General features: G+C 53.4%; 22 protein-coding genes and 1 pseudogene. 4 read left to right on the top strand and 19 right to left on the bottom strand.

All coding sequences use genetic code 11. The annotated features are described in order from the left end of the window. Positions 1-37 precede the first annotated feature (37 nt). The 9 genes from iscX to trmJ all read right to left on the bottom strand — a co-directional run bounded on the left by iscX (position 38) and on the right by trmJ (position 6609). A complete protein-coding gene (iscX, locus tag ACO7SM_RS05775; protein WP_192613074.1) occupies positions 38-238 on the bottom strand; it encodes a Fe-S cluster assembly protein IscX in 201 nt (66 codons plus the stop codon). A gap of 11 nt (positions 239-249) precedes the next feature. Further along, positions 250-585 carry an ISC system 2Fe-2S type ferredoxin gene (gene fdx, locus ACO7SM_RS05770; protein ID WP_192613075.1) on the bottom strand — a complete coding sequence of 112 codons (336 nt, stop codon included), beginning with the start codon at positions 583-585 and terminating at the stop codon, positions 250-252. Position 586: 1 nt separating this feature from the next. Next, positions 587-2437, bottom strand: coding sequence for a Fe-S protein assembly chaperone HscA (hscA, locus tag ACO7SM_RS05765; RefSeq protein ID WP_490470052.1), 1851 nt, complete (start codon positions 2435-2437; stop codon positions 587-589). A 15-nt stretch (positions 2438-2452) separates the two neighbouring features. Continuing rightward, positions 2453-2968, bottom strand: coding sequence for a co-chaperone HscB (gene hscB / locus ACO7SM_RS05760; RefSeq protein ID WP_490470051.1), 516 nt, complete (start codon positions 2966-2968; stop codon positions 2453-2455). A 92-nt stretch (positions 2969-3060) separates the two neighbouring features. After that, on the bottom strand, positions 3061-3384 hold the full coding sequence (iscA, locus tag ACO7SM_RS05755) for an iron-sulfur cluster assembly protein IscA (protein WP_003037681.1): 324 nt from the start codon (positions 3382-3384) through the stop codon (positions 3061-3063). A 19-nt stretch (positions 3385-3403) separates the two neighbouring features. Then, on the bottom strand, positions 3404-3790 hold the full coding sequence (gene iscU / locus ACO7SM_RS05750) for a Fe-S cluster assembly scaffold IscU (RefSeq protein ID WP_002913991.1): 387 nt from the start codon (positions 3788-3790) through the stop codon (positions 3404-3406). A gap of 25 nt (positions 3791-3815) precedes the next feature. Further along, complete coding sequence (iscS, locus tag ACO7SM_RS05745) at positions 3816-5030, bottom strand: cysteine desulfurase (RefSeq protein WP_490470050.1); 1215 nt, start codon at positions 5028-5030, stop codon at positions 3816-3818. Between the two features lie 160 nt (positions 5031-5190). After that, entirely contained in the window at positions 5191-5682 is a 492-nt protein-coding gene (gene iscR, locus ACO7SM_RS05740; protein ID WP_490470049.1) for a Fe-S cluster assembly transcriptional regulator IscR, read from the bottom strand. Between the two features lie 195 nt (positions 5683-5877). Then, positions 5878-6609: a tRNA (cytosine(32)/uridine(32)-2'-O)-methyltransferase TrmJ gene (gene trmJ, locus ACO7SM_RS05735; protein ID WP_490470048.1), complete on the bottom strand. Its 732-nt coding sequence runs from the start codon at positions 6607-6609 to the stop codon at positions 5878-5880. Positions 6610-6727: 118 nt separating this feature from the next. On the opposite strand from trmJ, the gene suhB reads away from it, so the two are divergent. Then, complete coding sequence (gene suhB / locus ACO7SM_RS05730) at positions 6728-7531, top strand: inositol-1-monophosphatase (RefSeq protein WP_490470047.1); 804 nt, start codon at positions 6728-6730, stop codon at positions 7529-7531. Positions 7532-7614: 83 nt separating this feature from the next. On the opposite strand, the gene ACO7SM_RS05725 is transcribed toward suhB, so the two are convergent. Together ACO7SM_RS05725 and ACO7SM_RS05720 are read right to left on the bottom strand one after the other, a co-directional pair. After that, complete coding sequence (locus tag ACO7SM_RS05725) at positions 7615-8595, bottom strand: nickel/cobalt transporter (RefSeq protein ID WP_490470046.1); 981 nt, start codon at positions 8593-8595, stop codon at positions 7615-7617. Next, on the bottom strand, positions 8586-9224 hold the full coding sequence (locus ACO7SM_RS05720; RefSeq protein ID WP_490470045.1) for a DUF1007 family protein: 639 nt from the start codon (positions 9222-9224) through the stop codon (positions 8586-8588). The genes ACO7SM_RS05725 and ACO7SM_RS05720 overlap by 10 nt, the downstream gene beginning before the upstream one ends. Before the next feature lie 124 nt (positions 9225-9348). Here ACO7SM_RS05720 and csiE point away from each other — a divergent pair, with 124 nt between their 5' ends. Next, the gene (csiE, locus tag ACO7SM_RS05715; RefSeq protein WP_490470044.1) at positions 9349-10626 is read left to right on the top strand and encodes a stationary phase inducible protein CsiE; all 1278 of its coding nucleotides are present in this window, start codon (positions 9349-9351) and stop codon (positions 10624-10626) included. Here csiE and ACO7SM_RS05710 read toward each other — a convergent pair. The 3 genes and pseudogenes from ACO7SM_RS05710 to glyA form a co-directional block, all read right to left on the bottom strand. Then, complete coding sequence (locus tag ACO7SM_RS05710) at positions 10621-11769, bottom strand: 3-phenylpropionate MFS transporter (protein WP_490470043.1); 1149 nt, start codon at positions 11767-11769, stop codon at positions 10621-10623. The two genes, csiE and ACO7SM_RS05710, sit on opposite strands and share 6 nt — an antisense overlap. Positions 11770-11858: 89 nt before the next feature. Next, a pseudogene (locus ACO7SM_RS05705) lies at positions 11859-12138 on the bottom strand (aldose 1-epimerase); the annotation flags it as partial. Positions 12139-12248: 110 nt separating this feature from the next. Continuing rightward, a complete protein-coding gene (glyA, locus tag ACO7SM_RS05700; RefSeq protein ID WP_192613087.1) occupies positions 12249-13502 on the bottom strand; it encodes a serine hydroxymethyltransferase in 1254 nt (417 codons plus the stop codon). A 325-nt stretch (positions 13503-13827) separates the two neighbouring features. On the opposite strand from glyA, the gene hmpA reads away from it, so the two are divergent. After that, complete coding sequence (gene hmpA, locus ACO7SM_RS05695; protein WP_490470042.1) at positions 13828-15018, top strand: NO-inducible flavohemoprotein; 1191 nt, start codon at positions 13828-13830, stop codon at positions 15016-15018. A 101-nt stretch (positions 15019-15119) separates the two neighbouring features. On the opposite strand, the gene glnB is transcribed toward hmpA, so the two are convergent. From glnB to ACO7SM_RS05670, 5 genes are all read right to left on the bottom strand, one after another. Further along, entirely contained in the window at positions 15120-15458 is a 339-nt protein-coding gene (glnB, locus tag ACO7SM_RS05690) for a nitrogen regulatory protein P-II (RefSeq protein WP_002914032.1), read from the bottom strand. Positions 15459-15534: 76 nt separating this feature from the next. Continuing rightward, complete coding sequence (gene glrR / locus ACO7SM_RS05685) at positions 15535-16869, bottom strand: two-component system response regulator GlrR (protein WP_490470876.1); 1335 nt, start codon at positions 16867-16869, stop codon at positions 15535-15537. Further along, positions 16869-17600, bottom strand: coding sequence for a two-component system QseEF-associated lipoprotein QseG (qseG, locus tag ACO7SM_RS05680; RefSeq protein ID WP_490470041.1), 732 nt, complete (start codon positions 17598-17600; stop codon positions 16869-16871). The genes glrR and qseG overlap by 1 nt, the downstream gene beginning before the upstream one ends. A 23-nt stretch (positions 17601-17623) precedes the next feature. After that, positions 17624-19054, bottom strand: coding sequence for a two component system sensor histidine kinase QseE/GlrK (gene qseE / locus ACO7SM_RS05675; RefSeq protein ID WP_490470040.1), 1431 nt, complete (start codon positions 19052-19054; stop codon positions 17624-17626). A 478-nt stretch (positions 19055-19532) separates the two neighbouring features. Continuing rightward, on the bottom strand, positions 19533-20357 hold the full coding sequence (locus tag ACO7SM_RS05670) for a hypothetical protein (protein WP_490470039.1): 825 nt from the start codon (positions 20355-20357) through the stop codon (positions 19533-19535). A gap of 563 nt (positions 20358-20920) precedes the next feature. On the opposite strand from ACO7SM_RS05670, the gene ACO7SM_RS05665 reads away from it, so the two are divergent. Further along, positions 20921-22474 (top strand): bifunctional metallophosphatase/5'-nucleotidase, encoded by a 1554-nt coding sequence (locus ACO7SM_RS05665; RefSeq protein ID WP_490470038.1) that lies wholly within the window; start codon positions 20921-20923, stop codon positions 22472-22474. The last annotated feature ends 72 nt before the right edge of the window (positions 22475-22546 follow it).

Here is a 22546-nt window from a genome sequence, read left to right as displayed (position 1 = left end):
AGCCAACACACCTGTGGCGCGAATCATGACGCGAAAATTATTCAGCTTCGTCCAGCCAGACCAGCAGGATGGCTTCAAGAATTTTTTCGTTTGATGCCTGCGGGTCATCATCGAAATCTTCCAGCTCGCAGATCCATTGATGCAGGTCGGTGAAACGAACGGTCTTTGGGTCAAGGTCGGGGAAGGCATCATACAGCGCTTCGCCAATCTCGCGGCTATCAGTCCACTTCAGTCCCATACTACCCTCTGTTAATGCTCACGCGCATGATTGATTGTGTAACGTGGGATTTCGACCACTAAATCTTCGTCAGTGACGCGCGCCTGGCAGCCTAAACGGCTCTCAGGCTCCAGTCCCCAGGCCTTGTCCAGCATGTCGTCTTCGTCTTCCGAGCTTTCGGCCAGGGAGTCGAAACCTTCGCGCACGATGCAGTGGCAGGTGGTGCAGGCACAGGATTTTTCACAGGCGTGTTCAATCTCGATTCCGTTACGCAGGGCAACATCGAGAATGGTTTCTCCGCTATCGGCTTCCAGAACTGCGCCATCGGGACAGAGATCCTGATGAGGCAGAATAACAATCTTTGGCATATTAAACCTCGTCCACGGATTGGCCTTTCAGCGCGCTACGAACCGACTGGTCCATACGGCGAGCGGCGAATTCCTGGGTTTGTTTGTCTACGTTTTTAATGGCTTGTTCAATGGCGTCAACATCATCGCCCTGTGCAACCTCGCTCAAGTGCGCGGCGGCATCGTCGATAACCTGACGCTCTGCGGCACTGAGCAGCGCGGCATCCGCAATGAGCGCGCTGGTCAAGCTTTCCAGCACGCGTGCAGCTTCGACTTTTTGCTCTGCCAGCATACGGGCTTTTACATCCTGCTCGGCAAAGCTCATGGAGTCCTGGATCATGGAGGCGATTTCGCTGTCCGTCAGGCCATACGAAGGCTTAACCTGAATGGACGACTCGACGCCAGTGGATTTCTCCATCGCGGTGACGCTCAGCAAACCGTCGGCATCAACCTGGAAAGTCACGCGAATATGCGCGCCTCCCGCAGGCAGCGCCGGAATGCCTCGCAACGCAAAGCGTGCCAGCGAACGGCAATCCTGCACCAGTTCACGTTCACCCTGCATCACGTGGATAGACATGGCGGTCTGACCGTCTTTAAAGGTGGTGAAGTCCTGCGCACGCGCCACCGGTATCGTGGTGTTACGCGGGATCACTTTTTCCACCAGGCCGCCCATGGTTTCGAGACCCAGCGACAGCGGGATCACATCCAGCAGCAGCATTTCGCTGTCCGGCTTATTGCCGACCAGAATATCGGCCTGAATCGCAGCGCCAATGGCGACCACTTTATCCGGGTCAATAGAGGTCAGCGGCGGACGACCAAAGAATTCCCCCACCCGTTCACGCACCAGCGGCACACGGGTGGAACCGCCGACCATCACCACTTCCAGCACATCCTGGGCCTCAACACCGGCATCTTTCAATGCGCGACGGCAGGACAACAGGGTACGTTTGACCAGAGCGGAAATGAGTTCGTTAAACTGTTCGCGGGTAATGTCACCCTGCCAGCCTGCCACATTCACGGTGACAACATCGCTATCGCTGAGCGCGATTTTTGCCGCAATCGCCGCATCCAGCAGTTCGCGCTGTACACGGTTATCGCTACGGTCGGCAACACCGGCGTGTTCGCGGATGTAGTCCGCCAGCAGGTGGTCAAAGTCATCGCCGCCCAGCGCGGAATCACCGCCGGTCGCCAGCACTTCGAACACTCCGCGACTCAGACGTAAAATCGAAATATCAAACGTGCCGCCGCCCAGGTCATAAACCGCGATGACGCCCTCTTTACCCGAGTCCAGGCCGTAGGCAATCGCCGCCGCCGTGGGTTCGTTAAGCAGGCGCAGCACATGCAGGCCCGCCAGACGCGCGGCGTCCTTCGTGCCCTGACGCTGTGCGTCATCGAAATACGCCGGAACCGTGATGACGACGCCGTCCAGTTCGCCTGACAGCGATTCGGTTGCCCGCGCCGCCAGCGCTTTCAGGATATCGGCAGAAACGCGTATCGGATTCAACAATCCTGCCGCAGTTTCGATCATCGGCAGGCCGTTTTCACTTGCCTGAAACTGATAGGGCAGGTGCGGATAACGTGCACGAATGTCCGCCAGAGAACGGCCCATCATACGTTTAACCGAGCTGATGGTGTTGGCGGTATCCAGCGCAGCATTAGTGCGCGCGTCGTAACCGACCGTGTGGCCCTGCTGCTGATAGTGAACCACTGACGGCAACAGGTGACGGCCTTCGCGATCGGCCAGCGTTTCTGCTTGTCCGCTACGCACGGTCGCCACTAAAGAGTTGGTGGTGCCTAAGTCAATGCCCGCCGCCAGACGACGCTGGTGCGGCGCTGCACTCAGACCAGGCTCACTAATTTGTAATAAGGCCATATTCGCTTCCGAAAATTAAAAATCGAGCAGCTTTTCTTCGAGTTGTTCTGCTGAGCTTTGCAGTTTATCGAGAAAACGCAGTTTACGCACGGTGTCTGCCGCACTATCCCACGTCTCACTGTCTAACTGTTCCACCATCCGTTGACGGCGGGTCTCAAACATCGTTTTCACACGCTTGATAAAACCTTCCAGCCGCGCTTCGTCTTTCGTCTGTTCAATCTCATCAAGCTCTTCACGCAGTTCGAGCTGTTCCATCAGGAACGCGGTATCGCGCACGGTGTGCTGCTCGCTGGAAAGATCAAAACCGTGCAGTGACAACAGGTATTCGGCACGCATCAAAGGATGGCGCAACGTTTGCCAGGCCTGGTTGATGTTGGCGGAGTGTTGTACGGCAGCGAGTTGCTCCGCCTGCGTGCCGCTGGCGAATTTATCAGGATGATACTGACGTTGAAGATCCTGAAAACGAAGGCTCAGCGCCTGAGTATCGAGTTGATATTGCGCCGGCAAGCCAAAGAGGGTGAAGTAGTCCATAACATTCTCAGGGCAGCGATTCTCTTTCACAGAGAGTCAGGTAAAACAAACCCCACGCGCAGGCGACCACGGTGGGGTTATCGGTAAGCGCGTTACACGTGGAAGCTTTCGCCGCATCCACATTCGTCTTTTACGTTCGGGTTAGTGAATTTAAACCCTTCGTTCAGACCTTCTTTTACGAAGTCCAGTTGCGTACCGTCCAGAAATTGCAGGCTCTTGCCGTCGACCACTACTTTTACGCCTTTGTCTTCAAACACGGTGTCTTCAGCCGCCGGTTCATCGACAAATTCCAGTACATAAGCCATACCCGAGCAGCCAGAGGTTCTCACGCCCAGACGCAGACCAAACCCTTTACCGCGGTTGGCCAGGAAGGTATTGACTCGCGCTGCTGCACTGTCGCTAAGTGTAATCGACATAACAAAACCTCAACTCTTTTTATTTTGCTTCACGTTTGCTTTTGTAGTCCGCAATGGCGGCTTTAATTGCGTCTTCTGCCAGGATGGAACAGTGAATTTTCACTGGCGGCAGTTCAAGCTCGTCTGCGATGTCTGTGTTTTTAATTGCCTGTGCTTCGTCCAGCGATTTCCCTTTTACCCATTCGGTGACCAGGGAGCTGGAGGCAATGGCGGAACCACAGCCGTAAGTCTTGAAACGCGCGTCTTCAATGATACCTTCATTGTTGACTTTAATCTGCAACTTCATCACGTCGCCACAGGCTGGTGCACCCACCATACCGCTGCCCACGTTCTCGTCGCTGTTGTCAAAAGAACCCACGTTACGTGGATTCTCGTAATGATCGATTACTTTTTCGCTGTAAGCCATGATGAATTCCCCTTATCGGTACCGATTAATGATGCGACCATTCGATGCTGTTGATATCCACGCCCTGTTTGAACATGTCCCACAGCGGAGAAAGTTCACGCAGACGACCAATGGATTTGCGAACCAGTTCGATGGTGTAATCAATTTCTTCTTCGGTAGTAAAACGACCTAAAGAGAAACGGATAGAGCTATGTGCCAGCTCGTCGGTCATCCCCAGCGCGCGCAGCACGTAGGATGGTTCGAGGCTTGCAGACGTACAGGCGGAACCGGAAGAAACGGCCAGGTCTTTCAGGGCCATAATCAGTGATTCGCCTTCAACGTAGTTAAAGCTGACGTTAAGAATATTTGGAGCACCCTGCTCGAGATCGCCGTTCAGATACACTTCTTCCATATCTTTCACGCCTTCCCACAGACGGTTACGCAGACCACGCAGACGCGCCATCTCAGTTTCCATCTCAACTTTAGCGATACGGTAAGCTTCACCCATGCCAACAATCTGGTGAACAGGCAGCGTACCGGAACGCATACCGCGCTCGTGACCGCCGCCGTGCATCTGTGCTTCGATGCGGATACGCGGTTTACGACGCACGTACAGCGCGCCGATGCCTTTCGGGCCATAGATTTTGTGGCCGGAAAAGGACATCAGATCCACTTTCAACTGGCTCAGATCGATAGGCAGTTTGCCCACGCTCTGGGTGGCGTCTACGTGGTAGATGATGCCGCGCGCACGGCACATTTCGCCGATCGTGGCAATATCCTGTACCACGCCGATTTCGTTGTTCACGTGCATAATAGAAACGAGGATGGTGTCATCACGCATCGCCGCTTCCAGTTCTTTCAGGTCGATAATACCGTTGCTCTGCGGCGCCAGGTAGGTCACTTCAAACCCTTCGCGCTCCAGCTGACGACAGGTATCCAGCACGGCTTTGTGTTCGGTTTTGCTGGTGATGATGTGCTTGCCTTTTTTCTGATAAAAGTTGGCAGCACCTTTAATCGCCAGGTTGTCGGATTCGGTTGCACCGGAGGTGAAAACAATTTCACGCGAGTCGGCACCCACCAGGTCAGCAATCTGATTACGGGCGATATCGACCGCCTCTTCAGCATGCCAGCCAAAACGGTGTGAACGGGAAGCTGGGTTACCAAAGTTTCCGTCCAGAGTCAGACACTGCATCATTTTCTCGGCAACACGCGGATCCACCGGCGTGGTTGCGGAGTAATCGAGATAAATCGGTAATTTCATTGCTCTTAAACTCCGTACATCACTCAATGCAAGGAGTCAGGCAAACCGGCTGGATGTACGACCGCGTTAACGGGGTGTCGAACACCCCGGCCTGACTCTGAAATCTTTATAATTTTTGCCCTAAATAGTTCGTGTTGCAGCACGAAACAGGACGGGCAAATTAGGCGCGCAGTTTGACGTCAATTGCGTCTTGTGTGCGCGCACTACGCGGGGAGTCATGGGTGTGCTGGCGACCAGACACATCCAGAACTTCCTGGTTATTCACCAGTTCGCCCAGGGTAATATTGTTGAGGAAACCGGTCAGACGGTCACTCAAATCACGCCACAGCGCATGCGTCAGGCATTTATCGCCGCCCTGACAACCGCCTTTGCCCTGGCAACGGGTCGCATCAACCGACTCGTCAACAGCGCTGATCACTTCACCTACTGCGATGCTGCCTGCATCTTTGCCCAGCAGATAACCGCCGCCAGGTCCACGTACGCTGGAAACCAGACCGTTTTTCCGCAAACGCGAAAATAGCTGTTCCAGATAAGAAAGGGAGATTCCCTGACGTTCAGAAATATCAGCCAACGGTACCGGGCCCGCTTCAGAGTTGAGCGCAACGTCCAACATTGCGGTCACGGCATAGCGCCCTTTAGATGTCAGTCTCATGTCTTACTTAACCTCAAACTCGCCCCTGCCCGGGGTTTTTATTGTAAAATGGGGGTATTGCATAGCAGGGCCAAGTCTGACATTCCTGACTAAATTGGTCAACTATTTACTTGACTGTTTTAGTCAGGTATTTAACCTTCAGTGCCATTTTCTGTAACCGGATAGCGCTACGCTTACCCGGCCAGTCGCTCGCACTTACTTTTCTTTATTCTGCTGCTCAATCGACGCCAGAATCCCGCGCAGAATATTTAATTCCTGGCTTTCCGGACGCGCGCGGGTAAACAGACGGCGCAATTTGTTCATCACCTGCCCCGGATGGCCTTCACGAATAAAGCCGGTTGAAAGCAGCGTTTGCTCGAGGTGGCCATAAAAACGCTCCAGATCGTCCACCAGCGGATACGGCGTCTCTTCGTGTTCCACTGCATCGCCGGATTCCTGCGTAGCCAGCCAGGCCATACGCACTTCATAGGCGATCACCTGAACCGCCATGGCGAGGTTAAGCGAGCTGTACTCCGGGTTCGCCGCAATCGCGACATGGTAATGACACTTTTGCAGTTCGTCATTGGTCAGACCGACACGCTCGCGACCAAACACCAGCGCCACCGGGGTATTCGCGGCTTCGGCTACGCTTTTTAAACCGCATTCACGTGGGTCAAGCATCGGCCACGGCAGCGTACGAGAACGCGCACTGGTGCCTACGACCAGGCTGCATCCCGCCAGCGCTTCATCCAGCGTGTCAACGATTTGCGCATTGCCGATAACGTCGCTGGCACCCGCCGCCAGGGCGATGGCCTGGGAGTCCGGTTTTACCAACGGATTCACCAGCCACAGATTGGTTAGCCCCATGGTTTTCATTGCGCGGGCCACTGAGCCCATGTTGCCCGTGTGGGAGGTTTCCACCAGTACAATTCGAATATTTTGCAGCATTGTCTTTCTTCAGCTAAAGATTATTCAGGCATATTATCATAAATCGAAGACATATTCCGATCCCGCTGCTATACTCTGCGCCGTTTTCCCGTTCTTTAACATCCAGTGAGAGAGACCGATGCATCCGATGCTGACCATCGCCGTGCGCGCAGCGCGCAAGGCGGGTAATGTAATTGCCAAACACTACGAAACCCCAGACTCTGTAGAAACCAGCCAGAAAGGCAGCAATGATTTTGTGACTAACGTCGATAAAGCCGCCGAAGCGATTATTATCGAAACAATCCGCAAATCTTACCCTCAGCACACCATCATCACCGAAGAAAGCGGTGAACATGTTGGTGAAGATTTGGATGTTCAATGGGTTATCGATCCACTGGATGGCACCACTAACTTCGTAAAACGCCTGCCGCACTTCGCGGTATCCATCGCAGTACGCATTAAAGGCCGTACTGAAGTCGCCGTTGTTTACGATCCAATGCGTAACGAACTGTTCACCGCCACTCGCGGTCAGGGCGCACAGCTGAACGGCTATCGTCTGCGCGGCAGCAGCGCTCGCGATCTGGATGGCACCATTATTGCCACCGGCTTCCCGTTCAAAGCCAAACAGCACGCCACCTCTTACATGAATATCCTCGGCAAAATGTATACCGAATGCGCTGACTTCCGTCGCACCGGTTCCGCTGCGCTGGATCTGGCCTATGTCGCCGCCGCTCGCGTTGACGGTTACTTCGAAATCGGCCTCAAGCCGTGGGATTTTGCCGCAGGTGAACTGATTGCCCGTGAAGCAGGCGCGCTGGTGTGCGATTTTACTGGCGGTCATAACTATATGACGACCGGCAACATCGTCGCAGGCAACCCACGCGTCGTGAAAGCGATGCTGGCGAATATGCGTGAAGAACTGAGCGAGGCGCTGAAGCGTTAATTCAGTTTGTGTTGCCCGGTGGCGCTGCGCTTACCGAGCCTACGATGATGTAGGCCGGATAAGCGAAGCGCCATCCGGCAATCTTAAAACGGTCGTAATCCCCTTCCCACCGGCACCGCGCTTACCCACATCACCACCGCCGCAACAATAAGCACCGCACCGCCAGCTAATGCCAGCGTTGTCCAGCCAACCTGTCGCCATAATACCGGCGTTCTGTTACCGCTCAGCCTGACCGCCAGCGTTCGAAAACTGTGCACCAGAACCGCCAGAGAAGTTATCGTTAACGAGGTGCCTGCCGCCATCGCCAGCGCCGATGCCATCCCCCAACTAAAGACGCCAATCACTTTGCTGAACAGTAGCACCATGATCGCGCCGGAACAGGGACGCATCCCCATCGACAGAATAATCATCAGCCGTGCGCGCCAGTCATCCCCGCTCTGCATCTGTTCGGGATTAGGCAAATGTTGGTGTCCGCAGCCACAGTTTTCATGATGCTCATGGTGCGGCGTAAACGCGGTAAATTTCGGTCGACGCAGTAGCATGCGTAATTTTTTCAACGCCCGCCAGCAGAGTAAAATACCCAGCACGCCAACCAACGCATAGCTTCCTTTCTCCAGCCAGAAACTGCTCATATGCAGTTGTCGTGCGGGCAGTTGCAGTACCGTGAGCACCACAACCACCAGCCCAATCGCCACCAGCCCCTGTAACAAGGAGGACGCCAGCGTCAGGCCGATACTGGATTTCAGCTTTGAGGGATGCGTCGCCAGCCAGGTGGCGATCACCACTTTTCCATGCCCCGGCCCCAGTGCATGCAGAACGCCATAGGTAAAACTAAACAACAGCAGCGAACCGCCTGCCTGTGTCGGGTTCTCTGCCACCGCTTTCAGCAAACCGCTTATCTGCTGGTTCACCTCTCTTTGCCAGAGAGCACTTTTCACCATCACCTGCGGCCAGTTCTGCCACAAACAAAATCCGCCGCCGATGGCCAGTAATACAAAGAGCGCCAGCGGCCACAATACCCGCCAGCGTCGTGGGCGATGACGTGACAAGGGGATTACTGACATGTCAGCGTCACCTTCTGCGCAAACTGCTGGCCCAAATTCATATCCTCCGGCGGGGCGTCTTCTTTATCGAGCGACTGGGCAAAGCTCAGCGTCTCTTCATTGGGCGTTGGCGTGTGCATCACTATCTGGCACTGCGTGCTCAATGTCGACGGCAGTGTCGCATCGCTGTCCTTTTCGTAGCTCATGTCGACATAATAACCCGGATCAAAGGTCGAAATTGTATACGTCTGTCCGTGTAATGGCTGCGGCTGTGCCAGCGGCAACACAAAGGTCAGCACTGCCTGATGGCCTTCACGCGCCATCCCATATTCTGTGGGTCGATTTTTAAACGTCACCTTTTGTCCGCAATGCCAGACCTCAGTGAAATAATGCTGTCCGAGCACGTTGGCCATCACTTCCGCGGCCAGCTTTTTCCAGATATCCGAACCCGGTTTCGCATTACCCGCGTCATAAAGCAGATCGGCTGAAGTGATTTCATCCATCGTCCAGCGCATTTTCAACGCCACAAACTGGTCATTTTCGCTAACGATCTGTGTTTGCAGCCGAATAAAGCTGTGCGGGTGCGCCCCCACGGCAAAAGAGTAAACTGCCAGAAATATCGTCAAAACGCTGCGTTTCACTGCCTGCATCTCTTCCTCACGTTAAAAATTCTGTGATGTTCTTCAGCATTCCTGGCCTAAAGCGCCCTTATCCCCACTTTCACAGGAAAACTTTAGCTATCCTTATCTAACATACTAACGGGAGGCCAGACGGATGATGCCAACACTCACTACACCATCTGTATTTTCCGGTCCCCAGCGCCGCTGCCAGGTGCTACTGACGCTTTTCCAGCCGGGGCAAAATGCCACTGCGGAAACCCTCAGCGCGCTAAATGGCGTTGATGATGAGATTCTTCGTGAGGATATCACCGAAACCCGCCTGGAGATCCAGCGCTATCATCAGCTCACCATCACCACTGGTCAAAACGGTCGCTACCGGATTGAAGGTTCAGCGCTCAATCAACGTTTGTGCCTGGCACAGTGGTTACGGCGCGGTCTACGGCTGTGTCCGACGTTTGTTACGCAACAGTTTACGCATGCGCTGAAAACCGAGCTTAAACAGCGAGGGATTGCGCGCACGTTATATGATGATACGAATCTTCATGCGCTGATTAATCTCTGCTCGCGGCGGTTGCAAAAACCGTTTGAGTGCCGTGATATCCAGTTTTTGCGGCTGTTTTTGCAGTATTGCCTGTTGCAACACCATGCGGGTATCTCCCCGGAGTTTAACCCGATACAGCAACGGTGGGCGCAATCTTGCGCAGAGTATCAGCTTGCGCTGGAGATTGGCCGTCACTGGCAACGCCGCGTGATGCAAAATGCGCCATTGAATGAGGCTCTGTTTATCGCCCTGCTGTTTTCAATGATTCGCATCCCTGATCCCATCCGCGACAACCATCAGCAGGATCGACAGCTACGCCTGGCCGTCGCCAGACTGGTGCTGCGCTTTAGAGAGATGGGCAACACCCGCTTCAATGACGAACAAGGGCTGCACGATCAGCTCTACGTCCATCTCGCACAGGCACTGCACCGCAGCATGTTCGCTATCGGTATCGATAACACGTTGCCTGAAGAGTTCGCAAAGCTTTACCCGCGACTGGTGCGCACCACCCGCGATGCGCTCAGTGGACTTGAGGCGGAATACAATGTGCAGTTTTCTGAAGAAGAGGCCGGACTGGTCGCGGTGATTTTCGGCGCATGGCTGATGCAGGAAAACGATCTGCACGAAAAACAAATTGTTCTTCTGACGGGCAATGACAAAAATCGCGAGGAAGACATTGAGCAGCAACTGCGTGAACTCACGCTTCTGCCGCTCAATATTAAACGTATGCCCATGCTGGCGTTTCAAAAAGAGGGTTCGCTGCGAGGAGTGACGCTGATTGTCACCCCCTACACTACGCCGCTGCCGCTCTTTTCCCCCCCGCTGATTCATGCCGAGCAGGCGTTAACGACGCATCAGCAACAGCAGATCCGCCGTATACTCGAATCATAGCGCTGGCGAACGCGCTGCCACTTTTGGCCGAATGGCTATCGCGGGCAGCGCCACCAGCGCCATCACCCAGAACACGCCGCTCCCCAGATGTTGGTAGAGGTACCCGGCAAAGACGGTCATGATGGCAATACTCCCGCCCATTGCCACGGCGGAATAGATGGCCTGCAAACGAATAACTTCGCTCCCCTGACGCGCGGCAATGTAGCGCATCGCCGCCAGGTGGCAAACGGTAAAAGTACCGCAGTGCAGGATCTGCACCACTATCAGCCACGGCAACGCGGTGCTCCAGCCCATCAAACTCCAGCGTACCACCCCACAAACGGTGGAAAGCAGTAACAAATCACGGGCGCTAAAACGACGGAACAGCGTATTACTGAGCGCAAAGATGATGACTTCCGCGACCACACCCAGCGACCATAAATAGCCGACTGCCGACGCGGAATACCCCGCCCCCTGCCAGTAAATCGCGCTAAAGCCGTAATACGCGGCGTGCGCCCCCTGCAACAGGCTTACACAGGCCAGAAAGCGCCAGCTTTGTGTTATCAACGCGCGCCAGGCTGGCCAGCCAGCGCTCTCCTGGTGACGACTTTCCCCTTGCGGTAATACGCTTGGGCGCAACAGCATGCCCAACAGCATAGACGCCACGCCAAGACTCAGCAGTGCGAGAATGACCTGATAGTCAAACAAGCTCACCAGCTTACCGGTCAGCGCGGAACCAATCACAAATGCAATCGACCCCCACAGTCTGACCCGACCATAGTCCATCGTTATCTGTTTTTGCCAGGTGTTTGCCAGCGCATCCGTCAACGGCACCAGCGGTGAGAAGAAGAGGTTAAAACCGACCATCACCACCATCAGCCACGCAACGTGTGTGCCTGCCCAAAACGCCAGGGCAAAGACCAGCGTCAGCAAGCCCAATACACGCAACGCTGAAATCAGACGAGAAGGATCGCTCACGCGAGGGGCAATCACCAGACTGCCAAGGAAACGCGCCACCAGCCCTGCGCCCAGCAGAAGACCAATAGTTTCAGGCGTTAATCCCAGACCTTTGAGCCAGACGCTCCAGAAAGGTAAAAAAATACCGTAGCTAAAGAAGTAGGTGAAATAAGCGAGCGCCAGCCAGCGCGTGGAGTGCAAAACCATGATTCCCTCCCGTTAGGAGGCGATAGTCTGGCGATAAACGCCGGCTGGCGCAAGTGAGTATTAACAGTGATATAACATGTGCTTTTACGCTAATCGACGATGATTTGCATGGCGAAATGACTGCGTTCCCCCCCGAGCTAAGACCCGCAATCCCGGTTGCCCCGCCAGATTATGGGCGTTGACCGGATGCGACTGCGGTTCAAGACAACGGAACCCGCCACCCGACATTCTGAACAGCATCAGCCACGGAGTTTGCGCCAAAAGCGTGACGTGCATCACGTCACGCCGTATCACCGCCTTCCCGCCCCAGCCGGAATATCCCACATTTAGCCAGGCATCGTCGCCGTATTGTGCATGGGCGAAATTCGCAGCCGTAAAGCATTGGGCGCTGCGTCAGGAACGTGTCAACGCTATTCAGGGATGATCATTAAATGCAAAAAAGGCCGCTTTCGCGGCCTTTGTTTTTTCTGAAAGCAGAATTACGCGTAAACAGGGAAACGTGCGCAGATATCCAGCACTTTACCTTTAATACGTTCGATAACCGCTTCGTCGTTGATGTTGTCCAGCACGTCACACATCCAGCCAGCCAGCTCTTTCACTTCTGCTTCTTTAAAGCCGCGACGTGTCACAGCCGGAGAACCGATACGGATGCCGGAAGTCACGAACGGGCTCTTCGGATCGTTTGGTACGCTGTTTTTGTTGACGGTGATGTTGGCGCGGCCCAGGGCTGCGTCTGCTTCTTTACCGGTCAGGTTTTTGTCGACCAGATCCAGCAGGAACAGGTGGTTCTCAGTACCGCCAGACACCACTTTGTAGCCACGGTTCAGGAACACTTCCACCATCGCTTTGGCGTTTTTCGCGACTTGCTGCTGGTAGGTTTTGAACTCAGGCTCCATCGCCTCTTTCAGCGCCACGGCTTTCGCTGCGATAACGTGCATCAGCGGGCCGCCCTGAGCGCTTGGGAACACTGCGGAGTTCAGTTTTTTGTACAGCTCTTCGCTGCCGTCTTTTGCCAGGATCAGACCACCGCGCGGGCCAGCCAGCGTTTTGTGGGTGGTGGTGGTGACAACGTGAGCGTGCGGAACCGGGTTCGGATAAACGCCAGCGGCAATCAGACCCGCAACGTGCGCCATGTCGACGAACAGGTACGCGCCAACGCTGTCTGCGATTTCACGCATTTTTGCCCAGTCAACGATACCGGAATAGGCAGAGAAACCGCCGATAATCATTTTTGGTTTGTGGGCCTGAGCCTGCTTCGCCATGTCGGCGTAGTCAATTTTACCGGACTCATCAATGCCGTAAGGCACGATGTTATACAGCTTACCGGAGAAGTTAACCGGAGAACCGTGAGTCAGGTGACCGCCCTGCGCCAGGTTCATCCCCAGCACGGTATCGCCCGGCTGCAGCAGCGCGGTGTAGACCGCGAAGTTTGCCTGAGAGCCAGAGTGCGGCTGGACGTTAGCGTAATCAGCGCCAAACAGTTCTTTCGCGCGGTCGATCGCCAGTTGCTCGACGACATCCACATATTCGCAACCGCCGTAGTAGCGTTTGCCCGGATATCCTTCAGCATATTTGTTGGTCAGCTGAGAACCCTGCGCTTGCATGACGCGCGGACTGGTGTAGTTTTCGGAGGCGATCAGTTCGATATGCTCTTCCTGACGTACTTTTTCCTGCTCCATAGCCTGCCACAGTTCGGCATCATAATCGGCAATGTTCATTTCACGCTTTAACATCCGCATCTCCTGACTCAGCTAACGATAAAATTTGGCCTTAAAAGGCAGTCCCGTTGGACAACGACCAACAGTATAACTGAATCATTCATTGATAACAGGTCTTGACAAAGGATTTTACGCAAACGATTACCTTCAGGCGGTACAAGGCTTTGCCGAATTAAGGTCTTATGGATTTTAGCGGAATTCTTTTCAGGTTTGTGATGCATACTTTTCATTTTGTAACGTTACAAGCGCAAAATCACAAAGAACCATTTACAATGCAGGGGTATTTTTATAAGATGCATTTGATATGCATCATTAAAGATTTAATTAAAAGGAAGCCCGCATGCTTGACGCCCAAACTATCGCCACTGTAAAAGCCACCATTCCCCTGCTGGTTGAAACGGGTCCTAAACTGACCGCCCATTTCTACGATCGCATGTTTACGCATAATCCTGAACTCAAAGAAATTTTTAACATGAGTAATCAACGCAATGGCGATCAACGCGAAGCGTTGTTTAATGCGATTGCCGCTTATGCCAGCAATATTGAAAACCTGCCGGCCCTGCTGCCTGCGGTCGAGAAAATTGCGCAGAAGCACACCAGTTTCCAGATCAAACCAGAGCAATACAACATTGTGGGCGCGCATCTGCTGGCCACGCTGGATGAGATGTTTAGCCCAGGTCAGGAAGTGCTGGACGCGTGGGGAAAAGCCTACGGTGTCCTGGCTAACGTCTTTATCAATCGCGAAGCGCAAATCTACAGCGAGAACGCAGGCAAAACCGGCGGCTGGGAAGGGACGCGTCCGTTCCGTATCGTGAATAAAACCCCGCGTAGCGCGCTGATTACCAGTTTTGAGTTCGAGCCTGTCGATGGTGGCGCCGTCGCAGAGTACCAACCTGGGCAATATCTGGGAGTCTGGCTGAAGCCGGAAGGTTTCCCGCATCAGGAGATTCGTCAGTATTCACTGACCCGCAAGCCGGATGGCAAAGGCTATCGTATCGCCGTTAAGCGCGAAGATGGCGGTCAGGTTTCAACCTGGCTGCACAACCATGCAAACGTGGGCGACGTGGTGCATTTAGCGGCCCCGGCGGGTGATTTCTTTATGGCCGTTGCCAACGATACCCCTGTTTCTCTGATTTCCGCAGGCGTCGGGCAAACGCCAATGCTGGCGATGCTGGACACGCTGGCGAAAGCGCATCACACCGCACAGGTGAACTGGTTCCACGCGGCGGAAAATGGCGACGTACATGCCTTTGCCGATGAAGTAAGCGAACTGGGCAAAACGCTGCCGCGCTTTACCGCACATACCTGGTATCGTGAGCCGAGCGCAGACGATCGCGCCAAAGGCGGGTTTGATAGCGTGGGTCTGATGGATTTAAACAAACTTGAAGGCGCAATCAGCGATCCGGCAATGCAGTTTTATCTCTGCGGGCCGGTCGGCTTTATGCAATTTGCTGCGAAGCAACTGGTGAATCTCGGTGTGAAAAACGAAAACATTCATTACGAATGTTTTGGCCCGCATAAGGTGCTGTAGTTGTAAATCGCCTGGTGGCGCTTCGCGTATCAGGCCTACGGAGAACAAAACCCTGTAGGCCGGATAAAGCAACGCCGCCATCGGGCAAAACGCACGCGGCGTTAAATCGCCGCGTCGTCTTCTTCGCCAGTACGGATACGGATCACGCGAGCCACGTCAAAGACAAAGATCTTACCGTCGCCGATTTTACCCGTCTGCGCAGTACGAATAATAGTGTCAACGCAGGTGTCTACGATGTCGTCAGTCACCACAATTTCAATTTTTACCTTCGGCAGAAAATCCACCATATATTCCGCGCCACGGTACAGCTCGGTATGGCCTTTCTGGCGGCCAAAACCTTTCACTTCCGTAACCGTCATACCGGTGATACCCACCTCTGCCAACGCCTCACGGACATCGTCCAGCTTGAAGGGTTTAATAATCGCATCAATCTTTTTCATGCTATTCCTTGAAAAGGTCGCCTGTCTTTTAATCGGGTTACCGTACCACAATTCACGTTACTTTACGGCATCAAAACTACTCTTTGAAGTCGTTTGCATCCAGCTCGTGACGGGAGAGTAATTTATAGAATTCGGTTCTGTTGCGCCCGGCCATTCTCGCTGCATGGGTCACATTGCCTTTGGTGATTTGCAGCAGTTTTCGCAGATAGTTAAGCTCAAACTGGTTACGTGCTTCAACGAAGGTTGGCAGCGCCGTATTCTCCCCTTCCAGCGCTTGTTCCACCAGCGCATCACTGATCACTGGCGAAGAGGTGAGCGCCACGCATTGTTCGATAACGTTCACCAGTTGACGGACATTCCCCGGCCACCCTGCCGTCATTAGCCGTTTCATCGCATCCGTTGAAAAAGCGCGTACGAACGGTTTATGCCGCTCTGCCGACTGACGCAGCAGATAATTCGCCAGCAGCGGAATGTCCTCCGCACGCTCGGCCAGCGCGGGAATTTTCAGGCTCACCACGTTCAGGCGATAGTATAAATCTTCACGGAATTCGCCCCGCGTCATCGCTTTGGGCAGATCGCGGTGGGTAGCAGAAATGATCCGCACATCAATGTCGATATCGCGATTGCTACCGAGCGGCCTGACTTTGCGCTCCTGCAGGACACGCAGCAGTTTGACCTGTAGCGGCGCGGGCATGTCGCCAATCTCATCCAGAAACAGCGTGCCGCCTTCTGCCGCCTGGAACAGCCCTTCGCGATTGCTTACCGCGCCGGTAAATGCCCCGCGCGCGTGACCAAACAATTCAGACTCCAGCAACTGCTCCGGCAATGCGCCGCAGTTAATCGCAATAAACGGTTTGCTGCTGCGCGGACTGGCGTTATGAATCGCCTGTGCGAAGATCTCTTTCCCGGTGCCGCTTTGTCCGTTAATCAGGACGCTGACATCCGACTGCGCCACCATGCGCGCCTGCTCCAGCACGCGCAGCATTAAGGGGCTACGGGTGACGATAGATTCGCGCCAGCGATCATCCGTCGCGGGGGCCGACTGCTCCAGCGCTTCGTCGATCGCCTTATATAACGCGTCTTTGTCTACCGGCTTGGTCAGAAAGCTGAAAACGCCTTGCTGAGTTGCGGCTACCGCATCGGGAATCGAACCGTGCGCGGTCAAAATAATGACCGGCATACCCGGCTGTACTTTCTGGATCTCAACAAACAGCTGCATACCGTCCATTTCGTCCATACGCAGGTCGCTTATCACCAAATCCACTTTTTCACGATTCAGTACGCGCAACCCTTCCTGGCCGCTTTCTGCCGTGACGACACTGTAACCTTCGCTGGTCAGTCGCATCCCGAGCAGTTTTAACAGGCCCGGATCGTCATCCACGAGCAGTAAATGCGCCGGTTTGCGGCTGATCATGGCGTTACCTCATCTTGTGATGACGCTGGCGTCGTTTCGTCTGGTTTGTCGTTGCCGCGCGTCGTGTCAGGATTGTAGTTACCGGCGGGTTTACGCGCGGAAAGCTGGCGCTCAATATCGGTCAAATTCTCCAGCTTGCGGGTCGTGAGATCGAGCTGCGTCTGTAAATGCTGATGCTGCTGACGCAACGTGTCGAGTTCGCTGTCCGTCGTTTGCTGAAGCTTGCTGTAACGTTGCCGCTCTTCGGCAAGCTGTAATTGCAGCATCTGCCCATCACGCCAAAGTTGATAAAGAGGGCGAACCTGCGCGGGGATCTGCGAGCTCAGGGCATCCAGTTGGGTAACGGCAACGCGTCGCTCAATGGGCGATATTTTGGCATCCGCCAGTAAGATCCCACGCTTAAAGGCACTTTGCCAGGAGTCATCCTCAAGCGCGCGCGCCTCGTTACGCGACTGAATCGGCAGCAGACGATCGGCGCAGTCAACCGCCCGCAGCCAGTAAAGCGGATTGCTCTCCGTGGACTTCCCGTGTAATGACCAGATGTCAGCACACTCGGTAGAAAGGTAGTCCGCCAGTTGATATGGCGGGATTTTTTCCTGAGTCGGATCGCCGACGAGATGTTTAGCCGCGTGCGGGGCGCACCCCATCAGCGCCAGACACGGCACGCTCGCGATTAACACCCGGCGGGAAAAAAGTCGTTTAAACACTCGAACAAAAACGTGTGGCATACTCACCAGACTTAGCTTCATTTTTAATGGTTTTTCGATGCAGATAGCGGCAGCTCTATGCGGAAACACACCTCTTGCGCATTCTCATCGACCAGATAAAGTTCTCCCTGCATACGACGGATACAGTCCCTGGCGATGCTTAATCCCAGCCCGCTGCCCTTCACAGCCCCTTTTCTCTGATGGCTACCCTGAAAAAACGGCTCGAAAATCATGGCTCTTTCTGTTTCTGGAATCGGGGTACCGGTATTTGTGACATCAATATGTACCGTGGCACCCTGCAGACGGCTACTGATACAAATGTTACCGGATTCAGCACCATAGTGCACCGCATTGGAGTAAAGATTGTCCAGCACGCTCATCAATAGCATCGGCTCCGCCAGGCACGTATTCGCATCCAGTCTGACGTCGGTATGCATCATTTTAGCGCGGGCTGGCAAACTGTGAGCAGAAACCACCATATCGACCAGCGGTTCAATCTCAACGCTTTCCAGTTCAATGGCGCTATCTGCCAGTTTTCTGTTGTAATCAAGCAGTTGCTCAATCAACTTCTGTAAGTTACGACTGCTGTTGTCGAGAATACCGACCACCTCTTTTTGCTCAGGCGTCAGCGGCCCCACAACCTGATCGGCCAACAGCTCTGTGCCCTCGCGCATACTGGCCAGCGGCGTTTTCAGTTCATGTGAGAGATGGCGTAAAAATTGGTGACGTTGTGATTCAAGCCAGGACAAACGCTCGCTCAACCAGATAATACGTTGGCCCACTGAGCGTAGTTCACGGGGGCCGGTAAACGAAACGTCATTCCCCAGCGAACGCCCTTCTCCCAGTCGATTGATCATCCGCTCAATCCCCTTTACCGGCCCAATGATCATGCGGGTGAAGAGCAGCACCATGGCCAGACTGACCAAAAACAGCACCAGCGCCTGCCAGCCAAAGAACTGTCCACGCTCGGCTATTTCCTGCTGTAGCTGTTGGCCGCGAGAGAAAATAACGGTTCGCGTTGCCTGCACCATCTCGGTGTTGGCGTGAGCAAAGGCTTCCAGGCTCGCCGCTGCCGCCGCATCCGGGCCGCTGTTTGTACAGCGTAGTTGGGTAAGCGCGTTCAGATCCTGACGCAATGCCTGATAAAGTTTGTCATCCGGCAATACGCCGGCATGCGCGTCCAGCATTTCACTGTAGCGCTTTCGTTGGCCGTGATAGACCTTCGCCAGCGTAGGATCGTCCAGCACACAGTACTGACGATAACTGCGTTCCATCCCGAGCGCCGCATTGGTCATCGCCTCGCTACGACGAGCATCAATCAGGGTTGTGCGGTTGGTGAGCGCCGCCTGCGCACTCAGGGCGTTGAGACTTTGCCATGCCTGCCACGCCAGCACCAATAAAGGAAGCAGGATCAGCAGGAATGCCAGCATAACCAATTGGCGTAATGACCGGGGAAATACAGACCAGCGCTTCAAAGCGTTACTCTCATCGGAGACGAATAGAAGGATGCTAACTGAGGGAAACCTCAGATACAACAAAGCCGGGCTTAACCCGGCTCTGTTATGGAATAAGGCGGTGCCTAACTCGACGTTTCGCCCGATGGTTGATAAAGCAGCGCTATTATCAGATGTTGGACGGCAGGCACCTTGTTGTGCGTCATTCGAAGTTTATGTAGCACGTCCCGAAGGGGCTGACATAAGAAGGTGAATGAGCCACTGCTTAGTATTATGCAGAAACCATGCCAATAGTTAAATGATTATTTTAACATCATGATTTTATTTAATTTTACGACAAAAAAGCAGTAAAGCCAATGTGCATGAAAATTCGCCTTTATGTCGTCAAAAAGAGACGCCCAATATCAAACTCAGAACACCCAATAAAAATCAATTAGTTAAACGTCTCCTTTTGGAGACACCGCTAACCCTTGTTTGTCGTGAATTGCCGACAGGCAGACTAATACCGCCGATGTTCATTGTACAAATGCGCGAGACACACTAAATGGCGACTTATCACCTTCGGGCCACATCCTGAATGACGTGACGACCACGGGTGCGCCTGTAGCCAGCGAATAAATTCTTCGCAAGCGCTAAGGGACACTGCCTCAATATTCCCGGCCTGCGGCTGCCCGGTCAGCGAGCAAATCACTTTTTCACCCTTCGCTGCGCTCCACCGCTGCCAGACGTTTTTCCACCACCCGACATTCCAGGTCCCTGATTGTCTGTACTCAGAGTCTGTATCCAGTTGGGGATTGCCGTCTTCAACCACAAACCAGAGATGTGTAACGCCACGTCGCACTTCTTCTGACCAGGCGGTAATCGCCGCCCCCCGTAACACGCACTCATGTGCAAGATAGTGTTCGGTAATGGCAGGATAGTATTGTTTCAACCGCTGGAAATGACCGTGAATCGCCATCACAGGGCGCAGGATACAACCGCGATCGTTACGCTTCAGTTGCGCATGACCGTAATGAATCTCATCAAACTGGCTTCGTTGCATAAACTGCAATTCCTGCCGGCGAATATGTTCCTCACTACAAACGGGAAACCTCGTCAACGCTGGCGCAACGGCATCTTTATAACGCAATGTGTCCCCCACCACTTCGTCACTGTAATTGGTCGTTATCTGGAGAACTCGACCAGAACGGGCATCCGCACTGATGACGATATACAGGTGTTGCTCTGCAGTCTGCCCCTGGAAAGGCAATACCAGAAAAGCCGTCGCGACGTGTTTAACGTCACTGACTGAGTGATACAACCGTTGCTCACACATGCGAGCCACTTTTTCCAGGAGCCGATATTGCGAGGTTTCCGCCACATAGTCGCCCTGATGAAGTCGTGACAGAAACTCCTCGATAGCGCGTTCATCACAGACCTTTGTTTTCCGTGGCGTAAATACCCCTTGACAGCCCCTGCACTGGAATCGCGGATTTCCCGCACTCGTTCGGCCATAGCGAATTACCGCTGTCGAACAACAGCACGGACATTTCAGCCCGCCTGACGCGGGTTTATTTTTTATTAACCGCGAAAACCAATGATTAAATTCGCCCTCATTAAATAGAGGCGGGAGGCTGCCACACTTATTACATTCAAGTGCCGCATAGCCCAATCGATAAACAGGATACGAATAGTCAGTCGCACCCGAAACGCCAAGATTAGGACATGACCAACTTTTACACACATTGAGGCGTATTTCAGGCGTATTTTCCATTTCACTCGACCAACAGATATTGTCAGTTGAAGGATATTGACGAACATTCCTGTTCATTGTCGTGAGGCGCTTCACAATATCCATGTAAACAGAAACTAAAAATAGCACTCTCATTATTGGCTTAAGGATAAAGAATGAAAAAGATATTGCTGACCTCATTATTCATCGCGGGATACGTTAACTATAGCGCCGCGCAAGATATCACTGTCATTTATACCAATGACCTTCATGCTCACGTTGAGCCTTACAAACTCCCGTACGTTGCCGACGGCAAACGCGCTGTGGGTGGTTTTGCAAACATTGCCACGCTGGTAAAACAAGAAAAGCAAAAGAACAAAGCGACATTCTATTTTGACGCCGGGGATTACTTTACCGGCCCCTGGATCAGTAGTTTGACAAAGGGAAAAGCGATCATAGACATTATGAATACCATGTCGATAGATGCAGCGTCCGTCGGAAATCATGAATTTGATCATGGCTGGGATAATACGCTATTACAATTCAGCCAGGCAAAATTCCCTATTTTATTAGGCAACGTATTTTTCCAGAACAGCAACCTGCCTTTCTGGAGTAAGCCTTATACCATTCTGGAAAAAGACGGAATTAAAATAGGTGTTATCGGTTTACACGGTGTATTTGCCTTTGATGATACCGTTTCCGCCTCGATGCGTCAGGGCATTGAAGCGCGTGACGAAATTAAATATTTGCAGCGTTATCTGGATGAACTTCGCGGCAAAGTGGATATCACCGTCGCGTTAATGCACGAAGGCACACCGGCGCGCCAGTCCAGTATTGGTAATACGGATGTGAGGCGTGCTCTTGATAAAGATATTCAGACGGCAAAACAGGTGAAAGGTCTCGACCTTCTCATTACCGGCCATGCACATGTGGGTACCCCTGAACCGATTAAAGTGGGCAATACGCTCATCCTTTCAACGGACAGCGGCGGCATTGATATCGGGAAACTCGTGCTGGATGTGAATACAAAAACGCATCATCACACAGTAAAAAGCTTTGAACTGAAAACGATTTATGCGGACGAGTGGAAACCCGATGCCATCACTCAGCAGGTTATTGACGGCTGGAATAAAAAGCTCGCTGAAACCGTGAGCCAAAAGATGGGTGAAACGCCTGTCGCGCTGACCCGGGCGTATGGAGAATCCTCACCGCTGGGTAATCTGTTTACCGACGCGATGTTAGCCGCCGCTCCTGATGCACAAATCGCGTTAACCAATTCTGGCGGACTGCGCGCCGATCTCCATCCTGGCACGATTACGCTTGGCGATATCATCAGCACATTCCCGTTCCCAAATGAACTGACCGTGATGGATTTAACCGGCAAATCCTTGCGCAGCCTGATGGAACACGGGGCGTCTCTGAGTAATGGGGTATTGCAGATGTCGAAAGGGGCGGAAATGCGCTATGACCAACGCCAACCCGTCGGCCAGCGCGTAACAACGTTCACGCTCAACGGCAAACCGATTGTCGATACGCAAACCTATCGTGTAGCCACCAACAGCTTCCTCGCACCAGGCGGTGATGGTTTCATGGCATTTACCGAGGGTAAAAATAAGAAGGTGAGCGGTGGATACAACCTATCCAATGCGGTGATTGATTACCTGAAAAAAGGCAACACCATCGATCCTCAACAAATGAATGAAATGCGCGTGGAAGAGGTCAAAAACTAACTGAACTCAGTCATCATCACGTTCTTCGTTTTTACGTCAGGAACGTGTCAACGCTGTTCAGGAGGGGTCAGC

This window comes from Citrobacter sp. LJND-P06 (assembly GCF_058188415.1).
The sequence above is the reverse complement of the archived record's forward strand: the minus strand, read 5'-3'. Positions and strand labels throughout refer to the sequence as shown.